Source organism: Leyella lascolaii, from assembly GCF_900079775.1.
Taxonomy (GTDB): Bacteria; Bacteroidota; Bacteroidia; order Bacteroidales; family Bacteroidaceae; genus Prevotella; species Prevotella lascolaii.
In genome coordinates this window covers 103652-123155 of record NZ_LT556044.1, presented here as the reverse complement: position 1 = coordinate 123155, position 19504 = coordinate 103652, and the positions used below count along the sequence as shown (strand labels likewise).

General features: G+C 39.3%; 11 protein-coding genes, 1 tRNA gene and 2 pseudogenes. 10 read left to right on the top strand and 4 right to left on the bottom strand.

Annotated features, from left to right (window positions below; genetic code table 11):
• Positions 1 to 225 precede the first annotated feature (225 nt).
• The gene (locus tag BN4609_RS10195) at positions 226 to 1116 is read right to left on the bottom strand and encodes an RluA family pseudouridine synthase (protein WP_241033244.1); all 891 of its coding nucleotides are present in this window, start codon (positions 1114 to 1116) and stop codon (positions 226 to 228) included.
• 221 nt (positions 1117 to 1337) lie between these two features.
• On the opposite strand from BN4609_RS10195, the gene BN4609_RS10190 reads away from it, so the two are divergent.
• The 8 genes from BN4609_RS10190 (at position 1338) to BN4609_RS10155 (ending at position 11167) form a co-directional block, all read left to right on the top strand.
• Entirely contained in the window at positions 1338 to 2954 is a 1617-nt protein-coding gene (locus BN4609_RS10190; RefSeq protein WP_068856583.1) for an ABC-F family ATP-binding cassette domain-containing protein, read from the top strand.
• A 48-nt stretch (positions 2955 to 3002) separates the two neighbouring features.
• Positions 3003 to 3590 carry a nucleotide exchange factor GrpE gene (locus BN4609_RS10185; protein WP_068856582.1) on the top strand — a complete coding sequence of 196 codons (588 nt, stop codon included), beginning with the start codon at positions 3003 to 3005 and terminating at the stop codon, positions 3588 to 3590.
• A gap of 1 nt (position 3591) precedes the next feature.
• Positions 3592 to 4737: a molecular chaperone DnaJ gene (dnaJ, locus tag BN4609_RS10180; protein ID WP_021993745.1), complete on the top strand. Its 1146-nt coding sequence runs from the start codon at positions 3592 to 3594 to the stop codon at positions 4735 to 4737.
• A gap of 59 nt (positions 4738 to 4796) precedes the next feature.
• Entirely contained in the window at positions 4797 to 6098 is a 1302-nt protein-coding gene (locus BN4609_RS10175) for a bifunctional folylpolyglutamate synthase/dihydrofolate synthase (protein WP_068856581.1), read from the top strand.
• A 131-nt stretch (positions 6099 to 6229) separates the two neighbouring features.
• A complete protein-coding gene (locus tag BN4609_RS10170) occupies positions 6230 to 7318 on the top strand; it encodes an aldose epimerase family protein (RefSeq protein ID WP_068856580.1) in 1089 nt (362 codons plus the stop codon).
• A gap of 55 nt (positions 7319 to 7373) precedes the next feature.
• Complete coding sequence (locus BN4609_RS10165) at positions 7374 to 8708, top strand: MFS transporter (protein ID WP_021993748.1); 1335 nt, start codon at positions 7374 to 7376, stop codon at positions 8706 to 8708.
• Positions 8709 to 8803: 95 nt separating this feature from the next.
• Positions 8804 to 9964 carry a galactokinase gene (gene galK, locus BN4609_RS10160; protein WP_068856579.1) on the top strand — a complete coding sequence of 387 codons (1161 nt, stop codon included), beginning with the start codon at positions 8804 to 8806 and terminating at the stop codon, positions 9962 to 9964.
• A 42-nt stretch (positions 9965 to 10006) separates the two neighbouring features.
• On the top strand, positions 10007 to 11167 hold the full coding sequence (locus BN4609_RS10155; RefSeq protein ID WP_068856578.1) for an aldose epimerase family protein: 1161 nt from the start codon (positions 10007 to 10009) through the stop codon (positions 11165 to 11167).
• 1225 nt (positions 11168 to 12392) lie between these two features.
• On the opposite strand, the gene BN4609_RS10150 is transcribed toward BN4609_RS10155, so the two are convergent.
• Positions 12393 to 12467 (bottom strand) — tRNA-Arg (locus tag BN4609_RS10150).
• 2333 nt (positions 12468 to 14800) lie between these two features.
• Here BN4609_RS10150 and BN4609_RS17190 point away from each other — a divergent pair.
• Together BN4609_RS17190 and BN4609_RS10140 are read left to right on the top strand one after the other, a co-directional pair.
• Positions 14801 to 15004, top strand: a pseudogene (locus BN4609_RS17190) (transposase); the annotation flags it as partial.
• 514 nt (positions 15005 to 15518) lie between these two features.
• A complete protein-coding gene (locus BN4609_RS10140) occupies positions 15519 to 16484 on the top strand; it encodes a CfxA family broad-spectrum class A beta-lactamase (protein WP_057259305.1) in 966 nt (321 codons plus the stop codon).
• 92 nt (positions 16485 to 16576) lie between these two features.
• Here BN4609_RS10140 and BN4609_RS10135 read toward each other — a convergent pair.
• Both BN4609_RS10135 and BN4609_RS10130 read right to left on the bottom strand, forming a co-directional pair.
• Positions 16577 to 17980, bottom strand: a pseudogene (locus tag BN4609_RS10135) (mobilization protein).
• Between the two features lie 281 nt (positions 17981 to 18261).
• Positions 18262 to 19374, bottom strand: a complete 1113-nt coding sequence (locus BN4609_RS10130; RefSeq protein ID WP_068856576.1) for a DUF6371 domain-containing protein — start codon at positions 19372 to 19374, stop codon at positions 18262 to 18264.
• Positions 19375 to 19504 lie beyond the last annotated feature (130 nt).

The window sequence follows — 19504 nt, the reverse complement described above, 5'->3', positions numbered from 1 at the left end:
TAATACCTTTTTTTTGCAATATCGCATAAAAGAGATATCTTTGCATCGTGTTTTTCATGGTATTAGATTATTAAGGTTAAGAGAGATTGGTTGTCGTGAGACAATCAATTTTTTTATTTTATGGTATTTCTTACAGCGTCATAACCGGATTCCGACATTGAAATTCTATATTACGGGATAAAAAATATGGATGTGTATAATAGTTGTTTATTTATCAGGTATGCTTTACTTGAACAACTTATTAAAAGATGCCGGTATTGGTGTTTCAAATTCAAGACGCTCACCGGTAACAGGATGATAGAAACACAATATGTATGCATGCAGGCAAAGACGAGGCAAAGGATTGTCACCGTTTCCGTACTTCGTGTCTCCGCATACAGGATGACCTATATCTGCGGAATGCACGCGAATCTGATTCTTCCGCCCCGTTTCCAGTTTGAACTCAACTAAAGTATGCTCAGTGGTCCTTGCAAGAACATTGAAATGCGTTACGGCAAATTTGCCTCCGTTGTCTGTTTGAGAAGAATATGTAATATAAGCTTTGTTGTCCTTTAACCAACTGGATATTGTACCACCGTCTTCTACAATTTCCCCACTTACCACTGCTACATAACGACGGTCGTAAACAATATTATGCCAATTACGTTCAAGAACCTGCTCTGTCTCATAATCCTTGGCATATATCATGAGGCCGCTTGTGTCACGGTCAAGTCTGTGCACAACATGAATGGAACACTTTTGCCTGCTCTTGTGAAGATAATCATCCAGTACGGTTTTAACGTTCAACGACGAATGTCCGGCTGCCATGGAAAGTATTCCGCAATTTTTTTCTATAACAATGATCCATCGATCCTCATATACAATTTTCAAATACTTGCTTTTAAACGTGTTATTTTCCTTTTTACGACTGACAGAAATCTTCATCCCTGGTTTTAACGGGAAATTATATTGAGTGACGATTTTACCATTCACCTTTATCCCCCTCCCCTGTAAGATGGCTTTAATCTTTGTACGGCTGTCATCAAGAGTCTCCATTAGATATTCAAGCAATGGGGACTCTTCTGTTACAACATATTGTGCATAATCATTGGATGTTTTATACATATTTGACCTCATACAACTCTTATTTTTATGTCTTACAAAGATAATGCAATTCGATTTTGTGACAAAATAAATTGCTGTATATATTGTGTTTCATAAATATCCGCGTAATAATAAAAATACCGATAATATCATATATATCAAATATATACAAAAGATTCCTTTATTTTTGGATATTCACAGTATTTGCACTAACTTTGCACACTCATAATATATAAAAACAATAAGAATAAAGGATGATTACTGTAACAAATCTTGCAATCCAATTTGGAAAACGAGTGTTATACAAAGACGTAAATATCAAATTTACTCCAGGTAATATTTATGGAGTAATCGGTGCCAACGGTGCAGGAAAATCGACGCTTTTGAGAGCAATAAGCGGAGAACTTGAACCAAATAAGGGAAATGTTGAGTTAGGACCAGGCGAACGTCTGTCTGTTTTGGAACAGGATCACTTCAAATACGATAATTACAGCGTTCTTGACACAGTTCTGATGGGACACGAACCATTGTGGAAAAACATGAAAGAGCGTGAAGCACTATATGCAAAGCCGGAAATGTCAGAAGAGGACGGTAACCGTGCCGCCGAACTTGAAGAGAAGTTTGCCGAGATGGGCGGTTGGGAGTCTGAGAGCAATGCGGCTCAGATGTTGTCAAATCTTGGTGTAAAGGAAGAGCTCCACAATAAACAGATGAACACACTTTCTAATAATGAGAAGGTGCGTGTGATGCTGGCAAAGGCACTATTCGGAAATCCTGACAACCTGCTGTTGGATGAGCCGACGAACGATCTTGACTTGGACACTGTACAATGGCTTGAAGAATATCTTAGCAATGTGGAACAGACAGTTCTTGTTGTCAGTCACGACCGTCATTTCCTTGACGCGGTAAGCACACAAACAGTGGACATTGATTTCGGGAAGGTAACTGTATTTGCAGGAAACTATTCATTCTGGTATGAGAGTTCACAACTTGCTTTAAGACAGGCACAGAACCAGCGTCAGAAGGCAGAGGAAAAGCGTAAGGAACTTGAAGAGTTCATACGCCGCTTCTCAGCTAATGTTGCAAAAAGCAAACAAACGACAAGCCGTAAAAAAATGCTTGAGAAACTTAACGTTGAAGAAATTCGTCCATCAAGTAGAAAATACCCGGGCATTATTTTCCAAATGGAACGAGAGCCTGGCAATCAGATTCTTGAAGTCGAAGGTCTTAAGGCTGTAGATTCTGATGGCACCGTATTGTTCGACAATGTAAACTTTAATATAGAAAAAGGTGAAAAAGTAGTATTTCTTAGCCATTCTCCAAAGGCTATGACAGCTCTGTTTGAGATAATAAATGGCAACAGAGAGCCAGATGCCGGAACATATAAATGGGGAATTACAATTACAACCGCTTATCTGCCACTTGATAATACGGAATTTTTTAACAGTGATATGAACTTGGTGGAATGGCTTAGTCAGTATGGTCCGGGAAATGAAGTCGCAATGAAAGGCTACTTAGGCAGAATGCTGTTTTCAGGTGAAGAGGTCATGAAAAAAGTCAATGTACTGTCAGGTGGAGAGAAAATGAGATGTATGATTGCGCGTATGCAACTGAAAAATGCAAACTGTTTGATTTTGGATACACCAACCAACCATCTTGACTTGGAAAGCATACAGGCATTTAACAATAATCTTATCGGATTTAAGGGTAATATTCTTTTTGCAAGTCATGACCACGAATTTATACAAACTGTTGCGAACAGAATAATTGAATTAACACCATCCGGAACAATTGACAAACTCATGGACTATGATGACTATATCTATAATGAGCAGATAAAAGAGCAGAAAGCTAAAATGTATAATGTCTGATATTATATTTGGCAGGTTTTTTGCTGTATAAATAAAAACATCAAAGCTATGAATGAAAAGGATATAAATATCGAAAAACAGACGGAAGAGAATATGAACAATTCTGTCAAAGATAACGAGAAGGATACTGAGAATAAAAGCTGTAATAGCGAAAATAATGAGAATGAGAATACAGAGAAGGTTTCCACATCTGAAAATATCGAGAATATTGAAGAAGAGTTGAAACAGCTTAAAGACAGCTATCTTCGTAAAATTGCCGAATTTGAAAATTATAAAAAAAGAACACTAAAAGAAAAGACGGAACTCATTCTTAATGGAAGTGAAAAGACAATCACCGCGATATTGCCTGTTCTTGATGACTTTGAGCGTGCCATTACAGACAAAAGTGATGATCCGAAGGCAATAAAAGAAGGAATGCAGCTTATCTATAATAAATTTAACAAGATTCTTGAAGGTATTGGCGTAAACAAGATTGAACCCGTAGGCAAAGACTTCGACGTTGACTATCATGAAGCTGTTGCGATGATACCTACAGGAGAAGATGACAAGAAAGGAAAGGTTATAGATTGTATTCAGACAGGATATACATTAAATAATAAGGTAATTCGTCACGCAAAAGTTGCAGTAGGACAATAAAATGGCAAAAAGAGATTATTACGAAGTCTTAGGCGTCAGTAAAAACGCTACAGAAGATGAAATAAAAAAGGCATACAGAAAAATTGCCATAAAATATCATCCTGACAGAAATCCAGGGAACAAAGAGGCTGAAGAAAAATTCAAGGAAGCGGCAGAGGCATACGATGTCCTGCATGATCCTCAGAAACGGCAGCAATATGATCAGTTCGGTTTTGACGGTCCGAACAGTGGCTTTGGCGGATTTGGTGGATCGGGCGGATTCTCTATGGATGACATTTTCTCCATGTTCGGGGATATTTTCGGCAACTTTGGAAATACCGGCGGCAGCAACCAAGACAGGAGACCGCAATACCGTGGTACGGATCTTAGAATGAAAGTGTCTCTTACCCTACAGGAAATATCTACCGGAATTACCAAAAAGTTCAAAGTAAAAAAGGACGTCGTATGTACACATTGTAATGGTAGTGGAGCTGAACCTGGCAGTCACGCGGAATCATGTCCGACATGCCATGGAGCAGGTATAATAATGCGCTCTGTCAGAACTGCATTTGGTATAATGCAGACACAGAGTGAATGTCCGACCTGCCATGGAGATGGAACAATTATAAAAAACAAGTGCCAAAAATGTAAGGGTACAGGCGTTATAAAAGGAGAAGAGGTCGTTGAGATAAAAATTCCAGCTGGAGTTGCTGATGGTATGATTGTAAACATCCCCGGAAAAGGAAATGCCGGACCTCGCAATGGAATTAATGGAGATATTCAAGTTTATATTTCCGAAATACCGGAAGATACGTTCATTCGCGACGGAAACGATTTGATCTATAATCTGCTGCTGGATATTCCGACCGCAATATTGGGAGATACCGTTGAGATTCCTACGATAGACGGTACTAAAGTAAAAATAAAAATAGAACCAGGAACACAACCGGGTAAGACTTTAAGACTTCGAGGAAAAGGCCTGCCTGCAATACATGGTTATGGGAGTGGGATTGGAGATATAATTGTTAATATTAGTGTTTATATTCCACAAACATTAAATAAAAATGAAAGGGAAACAATAGAAAGCCTAAAAGAAAGTAAGAACTTCAAGGGAGATGATACAGATAAAAAGTCTATCTTTGAAAAATTCAGAAGCTATTTTAATTAAACTTTCCACTTTTCCGAATAACAATGATTCAAGAATCATAACATAATATATAAAGAATAATGAATTATCTTGAAACGGTAAATTATTTATTCAATATAGCACCGGTGTTTGAACACATCGGTGCTTCAGCTTATAAAGAGGGATTGGATAATACATATCTGCTGGATGAGCATTTTGGTCATCCTCATAGAAAATTTAAAAGCATACATATTGCAGGAACAAATGGCAAAGGCTCATGTTCACACACCTTAGCTGCTATTTTACAAAATGACGGATATAAAGTGGGATTATATACATCTCCACATATCATGGATTTTAGAGAAAGAATTAAAATCAATGGTGAGTGTATAAGTAAAGAATATGTCATTGAATTCGTAAATCAAGAAAAAAGTTTATTTGAAAAAATCCACCCGTCTTTTTTTGAGGTAACAACGGCATTGGCTTTTAAATATTTTGCAGAACAACATGTCGATTATGCAATAATAGAAGTAGGTCTTGGCGGAAGACTGGATTGCACAAATATTATAACTCCAATTCTTTCAATAATAACAAATATCAGTTTCGACCACACTAATTTTCTCGGAAACACACTTGAAAAAATAGCAAAGGAAAAAGCCGGTATTATAAAACAAAATATACCGGTAATCATTGGAGAAACCACCAATGAGACAAAACCAGTATTCAAAACCTGCGCGGAGAGCATGAATGCTGAAATTATATACGCAGATGAAAATGACGAAATAATATCATTCACTATGAATGAAGATGGCGGCATTACCTACAACACCAGAAGCTTCGGAATAATACAGGGAGAATTGGGCGGTTTATATCAGAAAAAAAACACAAACACCATACTACACGCAGTAAGATTTTTATATAACCAACATATAATAAAGAATACAGGCTCAATAAACAATGGATTTTATAATGTATGCAGACTTACCGGACTGATTGGAAGGTGGCAAAAGATAGGTTCCAATCCATCTGTCATCTGCGACACGGGACACAATGTAGGAGGGTGGACTTATATCAGCCGACAACTGCAAGTACAGAAATACAATAAACTACACATTGTTTTCGGTATGGTAAACGATAAGGATGTTGATGGGGTGATGTGCCTGTTACCTAAAAATGCACATTATTATTTTACAAAGCCACAGTCAAAAAGAGCCATTCCGGAGAAAGACATACAACGGAAAGCAATGACGCACGGTTTAGCAGGAGATTGCTATAACGATGTGCCATCGGCATATACTGCTGCAAAAAAAATGGCAACACCTGATGATATGATATTTATAGGAGGTAGCAGTTATATTGTTTCTGATTTGTTACTTTATATACGGCAACAACATAGTAAGTAAAACAACAAGTGCATTTTGCTTAATGGTTTTTAACACAGGACAAAAATACATTTTTGAATATTTCTTTTGCCGAATTCGTTTTTTTTCAGTTACTTTGCAATAATAAGACATAACTAAAAACTTATTGCAGTATGAGCATAAAAGAAGCTGAGTACATCTGCGGTCTGAAACATAAAGATTTCCAGACCACAATAAATGGGAAAAAGACAGACTTGTACATCCTTAAAAACGCACTGGGTAATGAAGTTGCAATAACTAATTACGGAGGAGCAATAGTCGCAATAATGGTTCCCGACAAAAATGGAAAAATGGCAAATGTCATACAAGGTCATGACAATATTGTCGATGTCATCAATTCTCCAGAGCCGTATCTGTCTACATTAATAGGACGGTACGGAAACAGAATCTGTAAGGGACAATTCCAGCTAAATGGCAAGGTCTATAATCTTCCCATAAATAACGGACCAAATTCCTTACATGGAGGAAAGCATGGATTTAACGCCAAAGTGTGGGACGCATTACAGATGAACACCCAGACACTTGTGTTAAAGTATGTAAGTCCATACGGTGAAGAAGGATTTTCCGGTGAAGTGAAAGTAACCGTTGTATATACATTTAATGATGAGAATGAACTCATTATTGATTATATGGCTACAACAAATAAAAAAACAGTCATCAATCTTACGAGCCATGGATTCTTCTCGCTTGCCGGTATTGGGAATCCTACACCCACAATAGAAAACTTAATCTGCGAAATAAATGCAGATTATTATTTGCCAATAGATGAGACTTCAATACCTACAGGTGAAATAAGATTCGTCAAAAACACACCCTTCGATTTCAGAACACCTAAAACAATAGGTCAGGACATAGATGCAGATGATGAGCAAATCAGGAATGGAGCCGGATACGACCACTGCTATGTATTAAACAAGAAAGAAGAAGGAGAATTAAGTTTTGCCGCCAGAATAACAGAAAAAGAAAGCGGACGCACAATGGAAGTGTACACTACAGAACCCGGAATGCAATTGTATACAGACAATTGGGCAGACGGATATAAGGGACAATTCGGCGCTACTTTCCCGCGCAGAAGCGCAATATGTTTTGAGGCACAGCATTTCCCAGACACCCCGAACCACCCTTACTTCCCCTCAGTTATATTAATGCCGGATGAACGATATACTCAAAAAACCATATATAAATTCGGAGTTGACAAATAAGCGATTATAATAATAAATATTTTAAACAATAATAACAAAAACATTTAAAGGAAAAATGGAAAATTCAACAAAACAACAGAGCAGCATTATTGCCATTATAACAATGATGTTTCTCTTTGCAATGATTTCATTTGTAACAAATCTTGCAGCTCCATTTGGTTTGATTTGGGGTAACCAGTATTCTTGGGCAGGTATGATGGGTAATATGATGAACTTTCTTGCCTATCTGTTTATGGGAATTCCTGCCGGCATGATGCTTGAAAGAATAGGTTACAAGAAAACATCCATTTTAGCAATGGCAGTAGGTTTTATTGGTCTTGCCGTACAATACCTTTCAAGTATAGTCGGAGCCGACACCGCTGTATTTACTGTAAATGGTGAGTCTGTAATGTTAAATTTCATCATTTACATGCTTGGAGCATTTATCTGTGGTTTTTGCGTATGTATGCTCAACACAGTTGTAAACCCAATGCTCAATCTGCTTGGAGGAGGTGGAAACAGAGGTAACCAGTTAATTCAGACCGGTGGTTCTCTCAATTCACTCACAGCGACATTGACCCCTCTGTTTGTTGGAGTTCTTATCGGTCAGGTAACTGACAAGACAGCCATGAGTGACGTATCTCCACTGCTGTTCATTGCAATGGGTGTGTTTGCAGTATCAATACTTGTCATTTCATTCGCTACAATACCAGAGCCTCACCTCAGGAAGAAGGGAGAAAACAAAAAGGAAAAGATGGAGCATTCTCCATTGGCTTTCCGTCACACATTATTGGGTGTTATAGCAATTTTCTTTTATGTCGGTATCGAAGTAGGAATACCATCACAGCTTACATTCTATTTGGCTAATCCGGTAAGCGACGGAGGTATAGGCATTCCAAACGGAGCCGCCATTGGAGGCGCCATTGCCGCAATATATTGGATGCTGATGTTGGTAGGACGTTTTTCAAGCAGCTTTATCAGCAGTTATGTATCTACAAGAGCACAGATTATTACGGTTGCGGCAACTGCCATAATATTATTGCTTATTGCCATATTCCTTCCGGCAAATCTCCAAATGTCGATGCCCGGATATAGTGCGGCAGACGGTTTCGCAATGTTTGAAGTTCCAGTAAAGTGTCTGTTTATTGTTCTTTGCGGTCTCTGCACATCCGTCATGTGGGGTGGAATATTCAACCTTGCAGTAGAAGGCTTGGGCAAATATACAGCTGCGGCATCAGGTATATTTATGACAATGGTAGTCGGTGGAGGTGTGATGCCTCTCATTCAGAATCTCATCGCTTCATCTGCTGGATACATAACAAGTTACTGGCTTGTTATTGCGATGCTTGCTTACATTCTCTATTACGGAGTAAGCGGATGTAAAAATGTAAACAAGGATATTCCAGTGTAAATACAAGTAAAGAGGATGCTTCGCACAGACACATCCTCTTTATATTATAAACCGATTTTCAGAATTACTAACACATAACTTTAAAATTTATTATTATGGATATTGAATATGTAAGAAGTCGTTTTATTAAACACTTTGATGGCAAGACAGGAAATATATACACGTCACCCGGTCGGATAAATCTTATAGGCGAGCACACTGACTATAACGGTGGCTATGTTTTCCCAGGTGCGGTAGATAAAGGCATTATGGCAGAGATTCGCCCGAATGGACTTGACACAATCATGTGCTATTCCATCGATCTCAAAGACCGTGTGGAATTTAAAGTCGACGATCCGAACGGACCACGTGCAAGCTGGGCACGGTATATCTACGGAATTGTACAGGAAATGAAAAAATTGGGCGTTGACGTGAAAGGATTCAACACTGCATTCGCCGGTGACGTGCCATTAGGCGCTGGAATGTCTTCCTCCGCCGCGCTTGAAAGTTGTTTTGCATTTGCATTAAACGATCTTTTCGGAGACAATAAAGTAAGCAAATGGGATATGGTTCTTGCCGGACAGGCAACAGAACACAATTATTGTGGAGTAAATTGCGGCATAATGGATCAGTTTGCCAGCGTGTTCGGTAAGGAAGGCTGTCTGATGCGCCTTGACTGCCGTAGCCGTGAATTCGAGTACTTCCCGTTCAAACCTGTCGGTTATAAACTTGTATTACTTAATTCTTGCGTTAAGCACGAACTTGCAGGCTCACCTTATAATGACAGACGCAACAGCTGTGAGAATGTAGTCAAACACATCGCAGCCAAACATCCAGAATCTAAGTTTGAGACTCTTCGCGACTGCACATGGGAACAACTTGATGAGGTGAAAGAAGAGATAAGCGAGGAGGATTACAAGCGCGCTCATTTTGTTCTTGGCGAGAAAGACCGTGTACTTGCTGTATGTGATGCATTGAATGCCAGTGATTATGAAACTGTAGGACAAAAGATGTATGAGACTCACTACGGTTTAAGCAAAGAATATGAAGTATCTTGCGAAGAACTTGATTTTCTTAATGACATAGCAAAAGAAAATGGTGTTACCGGCAGCCGTATAATGGGCGGCGGATTCGGCGGATGCACAATCAATCTTGTAAAAGAAGAGTTGTATGATAAATTCATTGCAGACGCAAAAGAAAAGTATTACGCCAAATACGGTAAAGAGCCTAAAGTATACGATGTTGTTATCGGCGACGGTTCACGCAAAATATGCTAATGGTCTTTAAATCAGTTAATAATAAATCTACGATTTAATAATATGAAGAATATAAAAAACATTTTATTAGGATTGGGTTCTGTCGTTACATTAATATCCTCATGCGCCGGTGGTAACGCGAATCTAACAGAATCAGGACTTGACCCGGCAAAGTTTGACACTATAATTAACAACAAAAAAGTGCAGTTGTACATACTCAAGAACGAGAAAGCAGAAGTATGTGTGACAAACTTTGGAGCACGTGTTGTTTCAATATGTGTACCCAATAAGAACAACGCTCCAACGGATGTAGTTTTAGGTTTTGACAACATTGCACAATATGCAGACTCTGTAAACAGTCCGAGCGATTTCGGTGCAGCTATAGGCCGTTATGCCAACCGTATAAACAAAGGACAGCTGACCATCGACGGTAAAAAGGTACAGCTTCCAATAAACAACTATGGACACTGTCTGCATGGAGGACCGTCAGGATGGCAATATCAGGTATATGAAGGAGAGCAGCTCAATGATACTACCTTAAGGCTGGTAATGAACTCACCTGATGGTGACAACAATTTCCCCGGCAACGTCACTGCTACTGTAACATACACATTGCTGAGCGACAACACTCTGGACATGAAATTTGAGGCGACAACAGACAAGGAGACTGTCGTAAACATGACAAACCACTCTTATTTCAACCTCTCCGGTGACCCGTCAAAGGCTGGTACAAATATGGTTTTATATATAAATGCAGATAAATTCACTCCTGCTGACAGCACATTCATGACAACAGGTGAGATAAGAGACGTATATGGTACGCCTATGGATTTCACAAAGCGCCATGCTCTGTACGAGACAATCGGAGATACTACATTTGAACAAATCAAAAATGCCAAAGGCTATGACCACAACTGGTGTCTGAATACATATAAGGACGGAAAGGGCGATGACAAGAAGGTTGCAGCTTCTCTGTACTCTCCCGAAAGCGGCATCTTTATGGAAGTGTTCACAAACGAGCCTGGCATTCAGGTTTATACCGGCAACTTCCTGGATGGGACAATAAAAGGCAAGAAGGGTATTGCATATCCGAAACAATCTGCCGTTTGTCTTGAGACACAAAAATATCCGGACTCACCAAACAAGAAAGGCTGGCCGTCTCCTTATCTGAAACCTGGAGAGAAATACTACAGTCATGTCGCATATAAGTTCAGTGTAAGATAATAGGAATATTTATCCTTACAATCTGGCAAAACAGTAAAATGACAATAAAAAACTCGACCATTATAGATTAATGGTCGAGTTTTTTTATATTGTATACATCTATTGCACTCATGCACTGACACTAATCGTATCGTTTTAGGACTGTATAACAACAACCTTTCGCTTACGCTTATGACGTGCGGATTAATATAACTCTACCAGAAATACCACATGACAAATAATCACGATATAGTTGATAAAGAAGGAATATTCGGACAGCGTGAAGTCGCTGAGAATCGCCCAGACTCAAACAGAAACCCATCTGTAAACGTACGCGCGTTTTTTGACACATCAACATAATACACCGGATATAGGCATATCGCATGCTTTATATCTTAGAAAACAATTTTATACGTTACGGAAAAGGCTTTCTCATGTGACAGGAATGCCCATATGAGCTCACAATAAAGGCTATATGGAGGTATGAAACAGTCTTTCCGATGGTAAGATATTTTATTTGAAGCATAGTGAAATAACCCGACATCTCTCAAAAAAGACAGAATACACGAATTTCTGTCGAAAGATACGGTGCAACATATAGTTTGTTACGAAATTACGAGAAGATGTGTCTGTTGGAAAAGTAATCCACGATTTCTCCATTATATCAATTATATCGAAAAACAGTATAGGCAAACGTGCTTTAAACCTATTTTCAGGTTGTCGCACAAATCTGTTTCGTTGAAATATTTTGTCAATATTTTTTACTTCATACATAGAGACATCACGGTATACGATTTAAGCCAGACACCGTCATCAAACAGCAGTAAAATAAATTCAGCCTGCTTGAAAGCTACTCATCCCTACTCCATCCTGCTTAAGCCATACTATTTTCAGCTACGTCCTGACGTAACCTTACACATCTATAACAAAATCAAGAAGGCTGTTCATATGATATGACTTTTCTTATAGGTCAAGATTTATTTTTCTTGTGACGGATAAATTTCAAAAGATAAAGAAACGCCTTATTTAAAGGATTTCGAACTTATTTCAGTTTATTTTAATCCCGAACTCATGTAATGACTAATACATATATAAAACTAATAAAAGTGATTCTTATACAATATTTAGGATAAAACAATATGACATATGGCAATTTGAATTATCTGAAAATGAATAATTTATGTCCGATATTAACGCAAAAAACTCCCGTAAGTCAGTGTATTTTCTGATTTCGGGAGTCTTTCGGTGATTTCGCTGGGATTCGAACCCAGGACCCACAGCTTAGAAGGCTGTTGCTCTAATCCAACTGAGCTACGAAACCTTAATTCGGGTGCAAAGATAATAAAAATATACGATATAATAAAATTTGAATAAAAAAGTTTTTCTTTTATAGACTGTATTTTTTGACAAACAGGCGCACATGGCAAATATGAAAGCAAACTCTTATTGCGTCGCAGTCACTGTCTAATACATGAAAATATCGCGATATTATACGCGGACCATCCAAAGTAGAAACGTAAAATCTTGAGTCTCACAAGAAAGGATGTACAAGAACCGAGGTGAAGGGACGCACGTCATTGATGCGACTTTTGCCCGGGAGACGCAAAATTTTGCGTCTCTACTGGGCATACGCCATAATTGTTTTGAATAAAACAGGATGCGCTCGACAATTTAAAAGCAAGAACTTATTGCGCCATCGACACCGTCTAATACATAAAAGTAACGCGATATTATACGCGGACTATCCAAAGTAGAGACGCAAAATTTTGCGTCTCACAAGAAGGAATGTGCAAAAACCGAAGTGAAGGGAAGCACGTCATTACTGCGACTTTTGCCCTGGAGACGCAAGATTTTGCGTCTCTACTGGGCGTACGCCATCATTGTTTTAAAATAAAACAGGCTGCGCTCGGATATTTAAAAGCAAGTTCTCATCGCGTTTGCTGGTACTGTTTTTACGAAAAATAAAAAGAAACATCCACAATACCCCAATGAATCAAACAGGCGTGAAGCATGGAATTGACAGTAATCATAACTGTAAATGTTGTATTATAATTTCAATTCGCTCCGATAATTCAAGGAAAGTATTATATAATATCTGCACTTTTTTGACACACGAAATGAACACATTATTATGATGAGTTGCAGTCGTCTTCCAAACATAAAATACGTATTAACGATATTAAGCATAACAGTAAATATGACCCGGGGAGGAGTATTATTCCCTCCCTGAAGTTTTCAGCTGTTAAGATATGATATGATTGACACTAAATATACAATACTTACAATCAATATCAGGATTTTTCTTATGATATTTTTTATATCATTCTTTTTATAAAAAATACTCTTATATATTACAGATGCTATATTAAATGTCAATCCTATAATCATAATAATTGCAATGGGTAAATTATTCGTGTCCCAAAATCTTAATACAACGATGAAAGTTATGCATAGGATGAAATACTCTATTTCATACATAGTAAAAACAAATTATATACGATTAATAAACTCATAATTACAAATTGTCACATCAGTAAATACGGCATATCGAATTGTTTTTGTACGATATTATTCTCAAGGAAATTTCCTGTTAAGACATTGACCGGAAGACTTTGAAAACATGGGTGTTTCCCAAAATATATCGGTAAAAGTTTAATAGCTTTCCTATTGTCATATTTAAATCACTCATAACTTTTTCTTTGAAAACAGAACCTGTCATATCTTTAGACCGGTGCTGAATATTTTACATTTCCATTTTTTATAATATCTTGGAAAGCATATAATTCTGTGAGGAATATGTTTTATATCCATAAGAATTTCTCAATTTTTAAATAGTAATATAATTCCCACAAACAATATTATACTTCCAATCAATATAAAGCATTTCTCTATAATGTTTCTTATGTCATTTTTTTATAAACTATACTTTTATATATTATGGACGCTATGTTAAAAGCTAATCCTACAATCATAATAACTGCTATGGGTAAATTATTTGTTTCCCAAAATCTTGATACGATAATGCAACAAATACATATAATAAAATACTCTGTTCCATACATAATAAAACGTGTTACATACAGTCAATGTATTTACAACCGATTATTACTCAATATTTTATAGATAATAAGTCAGAAATATGGTTGTTATTTTTAATTGCACATTCTAAAAGGTGAAGATTTAACGCTTTTATTGATTATTAACTCAAAAAGGACATCAACTTGGGTCGTTTCTTCTCTTTTCCTTGCTATTCGTTTCCGATATTCCACTTTTGTTTTGGTCTATCTCATATGTACTGCAAAGGTATTGATTTTTGTTTGATATTGCTCCTTGCTTGCTCCTTGTCGTAGATTAATTTTCACACAGGAATTTTTGTTCTCTTTCTATAGGGGCTTGAAACAATCCATTTATTGGAAACAATTAAAGACGGAGCTGGTTTGCCCCAGTGCTTTTTAACAATACTTCGGTAAAAATTTACCGCGCTAAAAGTTAAACATTTGAAGCCGGCTATCCGGTTTCACTATATAAAAGTTCATTGAAATACTGTCAATAACTATCGCTTGAGCAAGCTGTAAAAGGTCTAGAAAAGACTCTGAAAAATTGTCTAAAATATTGATAATTAGGCAATAAAAGTATTGCATAAGTCGCTNTAGGAACGCATCATTCGCTAGCATCAATATCGCCAAGGTCGCCTGCAAGGAACTGGGAATACCGTTCTCAATATCATCCTGCAAGTCGATCATCCATAACGCTTATATGCTCAATCGATTTATTTGCGTGTTCGGTCTGCAACCGGACTCACAAGTTATTGACAAACTTTTCAAAGAACTGGTTTTATTTACTGCCAGGGCCGCTTAGGGCCTGGAAAATTTAACGAACTATTGTTTTAAGAAACAGGGCAATTATTTTATCTCCACAAAGGCTCTTGTTCCCAATTATGAGGAAAGCCTAATAAACGGGTTCTTACTGATGGGTATTTCGATAAAAGCTGCTTGAAATCTGCAACAAAAGTGTTGCCCATAGAAATGGAGTTAAGCCAATACACCACATAGCAGAGTTGCGGATAAAGTGTTTGTTCACGGAACGAGAAATCCGTAATCCATGTGTTTGGCATACGCATAGGCATCATTGGCTTGACAGGAAAGACCCGATTTGACAGTCTTGAATGATGGGCGCAGCAATTACGAAGTACGGGTCTGGGTACGGATTAAAAGGCTAAGTGATTATTTTCAGTCATTTAGCCTTTTTAATTATCTAATTTTTCCCCACAGCTGTCTATTTATATATTTTAGAAACATATTTTTCCGTAAAGTTATGTACCTTTGTCGGCAAATAAAGATATTCTCGTCAAACAAATATAAATAATATAAACATGGGAAAAAACAGAAAAAAACAAATCGTAGTTTTGTGTATAGCTTTAGTTTGCATTTTCATCTTGGTATTTTCATTGTTCCATAAATCAGCGACAAAAGATAGCGCAAATCCTCCTTTAACAAATGTTTTGACTGATAGCATTTCTCAAATTGTCTCAGCTTGTCCTGGCGAAATTGGTGTGGCGGTTATTGTTAATAACAGAGATACGGTTAAGGTCAATAATAAGAGTGTTTATCCTATGATGAGTGTGTTTAAGGTTCATCAGGCATTAGCTCTTTGTAATGACTTTGACAATAAAGGAATTTCACTTGATACCTTAGTAAATATAAATAGGGATAAACTTGACCCAAAGACTTGGAGTCCTATGCTGAAAGATTATTCAGGGCCAGTCATATCATTGACAGTGAGAGATTTGCTGCGTTATACTCTTACTCAGAGTGACAACAATGCAAGCAACCTTATGTTTAAGGATATGGTTAATGTCGCTCAAACAGATAGTTTTATAGCCACACTCATTCCTCGTTCAAGTTTTCAGATAGCTTATACGGAAGAGGAAATGTCGGCTGACCATAACAAGGCTTACTCTAACTATACATCTCCTCTTGGTGCTGCAATGTTGATGAATCGTTTGTTTACTGAAGGTCTTATCGATGATGAGAAACAAAGTTTCATTAAGAATACGTTAAAAGAATGCAAAACAGGTGTAGATAGGATAGCAGCTCCACTTCTTGATAAAGAAGGGGTTGTTATAGCGCATAAGACAGGTTCAGGTTATGTTAATGAAAATGGTGTTCTTGCAGCTCACAATGATGTTGCCTATATATGTCTGCCTAATAATATCAGTTATACCTTAGCGGTATTTGTTAAGGATTTCAAGGGAAATGAATCACAAGCGTCACAATATGTTGCGCATATATCAGCTGTAGTATATTCTTTATTAATGCAAACTTCAGTAAAATCTTAAACTGCACTTGCTTTGATAATTAATGATTAGTAATCTAAAAGCACTCTAATCGTTATCGGAGTGCTTTTAGATTACTAATCAAATTGCTTCTATTATAATTTGAATCCTCTACTTTTTCTTTCTTCCTGTTGCGGCACTCTTGCTCCATATCTAAGCCTGTGCCATTACTCCCTGAACCAGTCGGCAATCGGCTTCCTGTTTATTGTCAGGTTCAGCCTGCTTTCATCGTCAGGGTCATTTTCCACCCTTAAAATATCATCCTTTATATCAAAGTTCCGCCTGTGTTGCTCGGAATAGATTTTACCGCTACATTTCAGGGCTTCTTTTTTGACTATAAGACTTTCAGTCATTTCTTTAGAGAATCCCAGCATGGCACAAAACTTTTCCATGCGCAGCATTTCCCTGAACATCGGAAACCACCTAAAAGCCTTGTCTATGATTCTGGCGAGCCGTGACAGTTCTTTTTCTTTCATGTCAAGTTCCTGCCTGTGCATTTCTCTGAGATTGTGGATTTGCGTATCATGCTGTTTCTGCATCTGCTGTACTTGGCTCTGCAATTTTTCAATATTGGTGTTCCGTTTTGAAACCTCGTCTTGCAGTTTTTCGTTGGCACGTTCCAGTTCTTTCAGTTTTCCACTCCCGAAAAGAGAAGCAACTCCACTAGTTATGGCTGTCGCTGCCGTGGTGGCTGTCTTCTTTAACTTGTCAGTGCGTATTTCTGATTTCACCTGTTTCAGTTCCTGCTCGGCAAGATTTATCTGTTCTTCTTTGTGCCGTTTGGCTGCATCCATGCGTTGCAGTTCAGCTTTCTGCTTCTCAATGATAAAGTCGTTCCGTTCCAGATGCTCCTTACCAGTGACAACCTTTGACTGCCCGCGTTCCATCAGCAGGATGTCGGATGCAAGGGTCTGCATCTGCATCATGTCATCGTCATTGAGCTTTCGGCTCTTTCCTGTTTCGTGGTTCATCCAGTCGAAAACGATATGGGCATGATAGTTCGGCTTGAACCATCTGTCCCCGACTTTGAAGCTTTCCCTGTCTTCCGCTTCCGGCTGACCGTTCAGCCAATGCCCTTCATCCTTGTGCAGGAAGATTTGCAGCGGTGTGATTCCCCAGCGTCTTTGACACTCCTCACCGAATTTACGCACGTCTGCCAGTGTGGTGTCCGACCTGACAAGCAGCACTCCTTCACGTATGGGGGAGCATCCCGCAATCTTGACTATTTTACCGTTCTTGCCTTTGCGTTCACGCTCCTTTTCCTGCATGGCACGTCCGGTCTTTTCCTTTACCATCTGTCTGATATTGTCATAATGCGTCCGCAAATCCGGACTGCCGAAGTCGGGATTTATCCACTGTTCGTTATCGGTGGATAGTTCAGGAACGACATAGATTCTGGACTCTCCGATGTGGCGCATGTATTCGGCAGTCCTCCTGTTGTGAGCCTCGCTCGATGCGATGTTGCAGGGCTTGATATGTATGCTTGATTTTGTTGCCATAGATACTTGTTTTTTGGTTTGTACTTTATTGTTAGCTTTTCCGCTGTCCGTAAACGCATGGGGTTCTTAGGGGTGCAACCCATAAGCGGAGATTGCAAAGAGAGGGTCACTCTTTGCTCTGGGTTCTCAGGGGAGAAACGCCCTGAGTGGGTTATTAGGGTAAAACCCTAATCCTCTCGGGAGAGCCCACAACTACGTAAGCGAAGCGTGTAGTTATAGTGGGCTATATCAATGGCAAGCCATTGTCCGACACTACAACCTCCGGTTTCCGCTCTCCTCCGTTAAGGAGGGTTTCCGTCACCGCTGCCGATTAGGGATGCACTGACCAGCACAAGCCCCAGATCATCTATCAGCTTTTGAAGGGCGGGGTTCTTTCCTGTCATTCTTAGCAGGATTCTTTCCGCTTCCACCAGATGGTCAGCTGTACAATTTATCCTGCTGTCCCGTATCTGGTAAATTATCCAGTCGGCTATGTCGATATGTGCCGCCTTCTGCTCCGGCGTTGCGTTCTTCTCTATGAGGTCAGACACCATCACCTTGCAGAAGGTCATGCCGTCGGCACGCTCTTTCCATTCGGCATAGGCATCGGCATCTGGAAAGAGAAGTAGGGTCCGTCCGCTCAGTACACGGAGCTTTTCCTCCCGCAACTGGCTTTTGCCTCCTGCCGCCAGCCATACATAATCGGGGAAGAGGGCGGAACCGATAACGGCACTCTTCTCGGATTCCACCAGAACCGCCACCTTGTCAGGATAGACACTCAGCAGGTGTTCCCCGAAAAGGCATTGGGAAAGCTGCCATTCCTCCGCCAGCACCCGCTGCCTTTTCAGTATGCTGTGTATCCAGTTCACTGCCGATGCATGTCCGTCCTTTACACGGTGTCCGTCCCCGGGATTGTACTGCATCACCTTGCCAGTCCGCACCTTGTTCTCCCGGTCAATCTGCCAGAAGATGACCGCACCGTCACGGGTAGCTCCCAGACGGTAATCCTCCATCAACCGTTCCAGCACTTCCTTTGCCTTGCTGCCGTAATAGGAATCAAGCAGTACTGAAAGGAAACGGCAGAAGTTGCTATGCACGCTCTGCGATTTCTCCACATAGTGCGGCGGTATGTAACCGATGGCTGTCTGTTGCAGCGGTTGCTTGGGCTTCTGCGCCATACATTGTCTGCCGGAAGAGAAATCACCGGCGGTCCGGCATTCGGGGTGGTCGTGAAAATACTGTCTGGGCGTATAATGATACCCGCAACCGCTTTCGTGGTTGCATCTGCCGACTGACGGGTGAAGGGGCGTACCGCTTTCGTCCACATAGTAGGCAAAGGAACGTCTGTCCCCGCAATTCGGACAGGTATGCCGTGTTGACGTTCCTTTATATTTCTGTAATGAATAGTTGCTCATGACTTTTTTTGATGTTTGGTTTTCTACTGTTGTCCCGCTGTCCCGTCCCCTAAAGGCTGGGACAGTGGGACACTTGGGACACCCCGGGACACTCTGGAAAATCAGGGCCCGGTTTGTATGCTCCCATGTT

Excerpts from the sequence above, each read along its gene's own strand:
- BN4609_RS10190 (WP_068856583.1), top strand. The coding sequence starts at position 1,338 with ATGATTACTGTAACAAATCTTGCAATCCAATTTGGAAAACGAGTGTTA.
- BN4609_RS10195 (WP_241033244.1), bottom strand. The coding sequence starts at position 1,116 with ATGAGGTCAAATATGTATAAAACATCCAATGATTATGCACAATATGTT.
- galK (WP_068856579.1), top strand. The coding sequence starts at position 8,804 with ATGGATATTGAATATGTAAGAAGTCGTTTTATTAAACACTTTGATGGC.
- BN4609_RS10130 (WP_068856576.1), bottom strand. The coding sequence starts at position 19,374 with ATGAGCAACTATTCATTACAGAAATATAAAGGAACGTCAACACGGCAT.
- BN4609_RS10170 (WP_068856580.1), top strand. The coding sequence starts at position 6,230 with ATGAGCATAAAAGAAGCTGAGTACATCTGCGGTCTGAAACATAAAGAT.
- BN4609_RS10140 (WP_057259305.1), top strand. The coding sequence starts at position 15,519 with ATGGGAAAAAACAGAAAAAAACAAATCGTAGTTTTGTGTATAGCTTTA.
- dnaJ (WP_021993745.1), top strand. The coding sequence starts at position 3,592 with ATGGCAAAAAGAGATTATTACGAAGTCTTAGGCGTCAGTAAAAACGCT.
- BN4609_RS10185 (WP_068856582.1), top strand. The coding sequence starts at position 3,003 with ATGAATGAAAAGGATATAAATATCGAAAAACAGACGGAAGAGAATATG.
- BN4609_RS10155 (WP_068856578.1), top strand. The coding sequence starts at position 10,007 with ATGAAGAATATAAAAAACATTTTATTAGGATTGGGTTCTGTCGTTACA.
- BN4609_RS10165 (WP_021993748.1), top strand. The coding sequence starts at position 7,374 with ATGGAAAATTCAACAAAACAACAGAGCAGCATTATTGCCATTATAACA.
- BN4609_RS10175 (WP_068856581.1), top strand. The coding sequence starts at position 4,797 with ATGAATTATCTTGAAACGGTAAATTATTTATTCAATATAGCACCGGTG.